We start from the raw sequence: 4,768 nt of genomic DNA, 5'->3' as shown, positions 1-4,768 counted from the left end.
CATTATTAACTGAATTAAAAAATGTAAGTAAAGTTTACTTTAAAATAGATAATATACATATAAATAAAGTAGAACAAATAAATGAGCTTCAAGAAAAATTATTTAAATTATTTAAAATAAAAATAGATTTGTGTAGTACACAAATCTATTTTTATTTTCTTGCAAATCCTTGTCTAAATCAAGGATTTAGAAATTTTGTTCTACAAAGATGAGTTTAAAGATACCTTATTATAAAATATCTCAGGTTTTTATAATCCAATTTTCTTTATTTAAAATATCAATTTTATTAAAAATATTATGATTTTTGTTGGTAAAATATATATTTTCTCTTTTATTGATCTTGAAAAATCATTTAAAGAAATTTTTCCAAAAATTATTTTTTAATATTTGAATTCTAAGAAAGAAAATTTTATTTTCTATTCAAATATTTTTTAAAGTTCAAATTATTCTTTTAATATCTGTTTCTTTGATGATATTAAAATCATATATATTTCAAAATCATTTTTTAAAATAAAAAACTACATATCATATATTTTTTTGTTTTTCGTCATAAATTAGAAAAAAACTATAATTTGAATTTGGCTTATCAAAATATCTCCATTTAATATAATTAAAATCAGAGTTAATTTTTAAATATTCAGAAAAATAACCAAATTCATTAAAATTAATATTTTTCAGATCATTTATATTTTCAATTTTTTTATAAAAATAAGTTTTATTAAAATTTAAAAAAGTTGGTAATATATAAGATGTAAGTTTACCAATAACATTATATCAATATCATTTACTGTTTTTATCTACTTTTACTCATTGTTCATTTGAAAATCATATAGAAAAAGTAGATTCTAAAACATCAAAATAAAGCTTAGAAGACATTTTAGAAATTAATCATTTTCATCTAAAATCTTTCAAAACACACATATCTTGACATATATATCAATTTATAATATTTTCCTGATAGATAAAACTTGTTGAAATGTTTGAATATTGTCAAACAATTTTATCCTCATAATATGAGCAGACTATTTTATTTTTCTCATTATTTGGATTATCAAAAAATTTCCATTTTATAAGTTTATTTTTATCATTATTTTTTATTCAAAAACAGTTGTCTATTAAATATACAAAACTATCAAAAAAATTTGAATCATATTCTTTTATTTCCATTTTATTACTCATTTTAAAAATTATCTATTTTATCATATTTTGATCATAGAGTATACTCTCATATTTTATTATTATTTTTATCAAAAATTTCATAATTCCATTTTATATTTCAAACATTTTCTATATCTAACGGAGTTAATTTTGTTGTGTATTCTTTTTCTTTCGAGTAAATATTTAGAGTTATTTTATTATCATCAAAATTTGGTATAAATATTATGGGATTTTTGTAATTATTTTTAAATATTAAATCTACAAAATATGTTTCATCTTCATAAATAGTTGAGTCAAGTCAAATTTCTCAAATTCAATAAATATTTTCATAATATATATTGTGAGTTTTTTGAGATTTTATTTCAATTCCAGCATTTAATAAGGTTCTATAAATTATAGTTGAAGCTAAACAAGAACCTCATCAAATTCATTTGATAATCTCTCAATCTTTTAATATATTTGAATTAAACAAGTCTTTTCATCAATCTTTTAATAAATTTTCAAGTATAGATATATTTTCATTTGGATAAATAAACTCATAACTTATTTTTTCAATGAGATTTTGACTGTTTAAAACACTTTCAATAGGAGTTTTATAATATTTATTTATGGTATAATTTCATACTAATTTATAATTTTTTAAGTCATCTAACTCTTGTTTTGAATATTCATAATTTTCTAATTCAATTTCAATATAATCAGTTTTATTTTCTGAATTTATGAAATTACATATTTGGTATTTTAAATTATCTTTTTTTATTCTTTTTCATATATTTTTATATAATAATAATTCTAGTTTTTCATTTATTTCAATTTTTGGCTTATATATAATATTTTGTGATTTTAGTTTTTCTTCTATTCATATAAAAAAACTATCATTTATATCACAAAAATTTCAATTTAATACAAAATAATCTTTATATAGATTTAAATTAAAACTTTCTTTAAATTTATAATTTTTTACAAATAATATTAACTGCTTTTGTAATTTTATATTTTTTACATCTTCTCTAAATAATCTTTCTTTTTGCTTATTAGCTAAAAAATTATTATAGTTAATTTTTGGAATAAAAAAATATCAAAAAATTCAGATAACGAAAAAACTTATTACTAGTAAAACAGATAAAATAGAAATTAATAATTTATTCATATTATTTTTTTATGTTATAATCTTGGTTATTTTCTCATAAACTTGGAGCTTTTTTAGGTTCTTCAATGCTATAAGATTTGTATTTTATAAATTCATAAGGAACTACTATTTCTCATAATTCTTTGTGATGTATCTTTTTGATAAAATTATTTTTATATAAAACTTCATCATTTAATAAATCTTGCATAGTATTTATTTTTCAATTTGGAATTCATAAATTATCCAATATTTTACTCAAATTTTCTTTAGTATAACTTGTAAATATTTTTTCTATAATATCGATTAAATAATCTTTATTATCTAATCTTTCTTGATTTGAATTAAATTTTCAAAATAGTTCTGGAGCTATATTTTTAGTGAAAATTTGCCATAAATTATCATTTCAAATTGCAATTGCTATTTCTCAATTTTTTACTTTAAAAAATCAAAAAGGAAAGATTGCATTATCATGATTTCAAGTTAGATCTGGATTATTTATTTTTATACTTGTTTCAATAAGATTTTGTTCTAAAAGTTGTATCCCAGAAGCTATCATTGGAATATTTACAAAATCTCATTTTCAAGTTATTTCTCTTTTATAAAGAAGTGAAGTAATTGCCAAAGAAATACTTAATCAACTAAAAGTATCAATTATTGCAGTTGCATTTTTCATCGATTTTGTTTCTCAATTAAGCGAAGCTAGTCAACTTTCTGCTTGTATAATAACATCATAAGCCTTTTTATCTATATTTTCTCAACATCAATTTAATGATCCGTAAATAAGTTTTGGATTTATGTTTGATAATATTTTATAATCAATTTTCAATTTTTCTTTTATTTTTGGAGAAAAATTTTCTAAAAAAATATCGGATTCTTTTACCAAGTCATAAAAGATATTTAAATCAGATTTATCTTTTAGATTTAAAGTAATTGATTTTTTTCATCTATTTAATATTTCAAAATATCAACTTTTTCAATTTTTTAATGGTGTAAAATTTCTTGATTCATCATAATTTTCTAATGATTCAATTTTTATAACTTCTGCTCAATAATCAGCAAAATATCTACTTGCAAACGGTCAAGAAAAGACTTTTGTACAATCTATTATTTTCAGTCATTTAAATATATTACTCATATTTTTTTACACTATTATTTAATATAAATCTGTAATAAATGGTAGCATTATTTACAATTTTTTATCCCCTTTTATAAAAATCCTAAAAAAGAGTTTTTAAATATATCGTCTAACATTTGATGATATACGGTTTGGGAATCGGCTCGCCCCTCAACAAAATTTTTCTTCCACTTCGTTCGAAAAAAACTTCACATATCCCTTTTTATACAGATTTAATGTATTCATTTTAATATAAAAATCAAGCTTATTTTCATCTTTAAAAAAGCTTAACAAAACACCTTATTTAAAATATTTTTTGAATTACACACAACATTTCGAAATATCTGAAGTTGCGATAGTAATTTGGGCGAAGGCTTTTGTAAAAAGCTGTAGCCAGATATGCCGTGTTGTACGATGTAATGAAAAGTTTTTATTTTTCTGTAGCAAAATTTTATTCACAATTTTATTTTTTGGGCTTAATAGAATCTACAATACTTGTCCATTGCTTTTCAAAAAGTTCAGTATCATTTTTTACTTCATTTTCTTTTCCTGGCCATGGATCACCACCCATTATACTTTCGGCAACAATATTAATAAACAATTTTTCACCATTTTTATTTATTAATGATTTTGTAGTTTCGTTAAAAACCATTCCAGCTGGCATTTTAGATTCTTCTTCTGAAATAATCATAAAAACAATATTGAAATTTCTAACTTTAAAATCTGATGTATTGTCTAGTTTTAAATACAATTTTGGTTTAATTACTAAACCTTCAATTTCACTATCTTTAATTTCGTTACTAATTTTCCATGAAGATGGATAATTGAATTCAAAACCAAAATCATTATTTCTATACAAAGATTGTGAATTCTCTGTCTGATTTTCTGAATCAGTGGAATTATCAGTAATTATATTTTTGTTTTTTTGAATATCTTCAATTTGTGATTTTAAATTTTGGTTATCTTGTATTTGTTTATTTTCCTCGTTTTTAATGATAGGTGTTGTTTCTTTGGTATTAATATCTTTTTCAAAAAAACATCCAGACAAAAGCACTGCTCCAAGTACAAGTGATATAAAAATTGTTTTTTTCATAGTAGATTGGCAAAAAAATAAAAAATTGGTTTCATTATAATGATTTTAAAAATCATTACAATTTCACATAATGTTTAAGGATATGGGAAGTTTTAGAAACTTCCTTTTGAATTATATCAGTGTTTCCAAAATTTGGGAGAAAGAAATTTGGCTTACTTTGAAAAATATTTTATGCCAAATCTCTTGAACCTCATATCCTTTGTTATGTGCTCCGAGTGTAGCGAAGCGAAACGAGAGCGCAACATGGTTCGAGCGATAGCGAGAAAGTAAGTTT

General features: G+C 20.9%; 5 protein-coding genes. 1 reads left to right on the top strand and 4 read right to left on the bottom strand.

The features are described 5' to 3' along the window. On the top strand, positions 1-218 hold a 218-nt coding region (locus VAMP_RS04535; RefSeq protein WP_213349770.1), incomplete at its 5' end, for a hypothetical protein. Positions 219-228: 10 nt separating this feature from the next. Here the strand turns inward: VAMP_RS04535 and VAMP_RS04530 are convergent. From VAMP_RS04530 to VAMP_RS04515, 4 genes are all read right to left on the bottom strand, one after another. Beyond that, positions 229-1,179, bottom strand: coding sequence for a GNAT family N-acetyltransferase (locus VAMP_RS04530; protein WP_213349769.1), 951 nt, complete (start codon positions 1,177-1,179; stop codon positions 229-231). Between the two features lies 1 nt (position 1,180). Further along, entirely contained in the window at positions 1,181-2,308 is a 1,128-nt protein-coding gene (locus VAMP_RS04525) for a VanW family protein (RefSeq protein ID WP_213349768.1), read from the bottom strand. Position 2,309: 1 nt separating this feature from the next. Next, positions 2,310-3,422, bottom strand: a complete 1,113-nt coding sequence (locus VAMP_RS04520; protein ID WP_213349767.1) for a CaiB/BaiF CoA transferase family protein — start codon at positions 3,420-3,422, stop codon at positions 2,310-2,312. 442 nt (positions 3,423-3,864) lie between these two features. After that, the gene (locus VAMP_RS04515; protein ID WP_213349766.1) at positions 3,865-4,494 is read right to left on the bottom strand and encodes a hypothetical protein; all 630 of its coding nucleotides are present in this window, start codon (positions 4,492-4,494) and stop codon (positions 3,865-3,867) included. Positions 4,495-4,768 lie beyond the last annotated feature (274 nt).

Source organism: Candidatus Vampirococcus lugosii, assembly GCF_018420025.1.
Lineage (GTDB): Bacteria > Patescibacteriota > Gracilibacteria > Absconditabacterales > Absconditicoccaceae > Vampirococcus > Vampirococcus lugosii.
The sequence above is the reverse complement of the archived record's forward strand: the minus strand, read 5'-3'. Positions and strand labels throughout refer to the sequence as shown.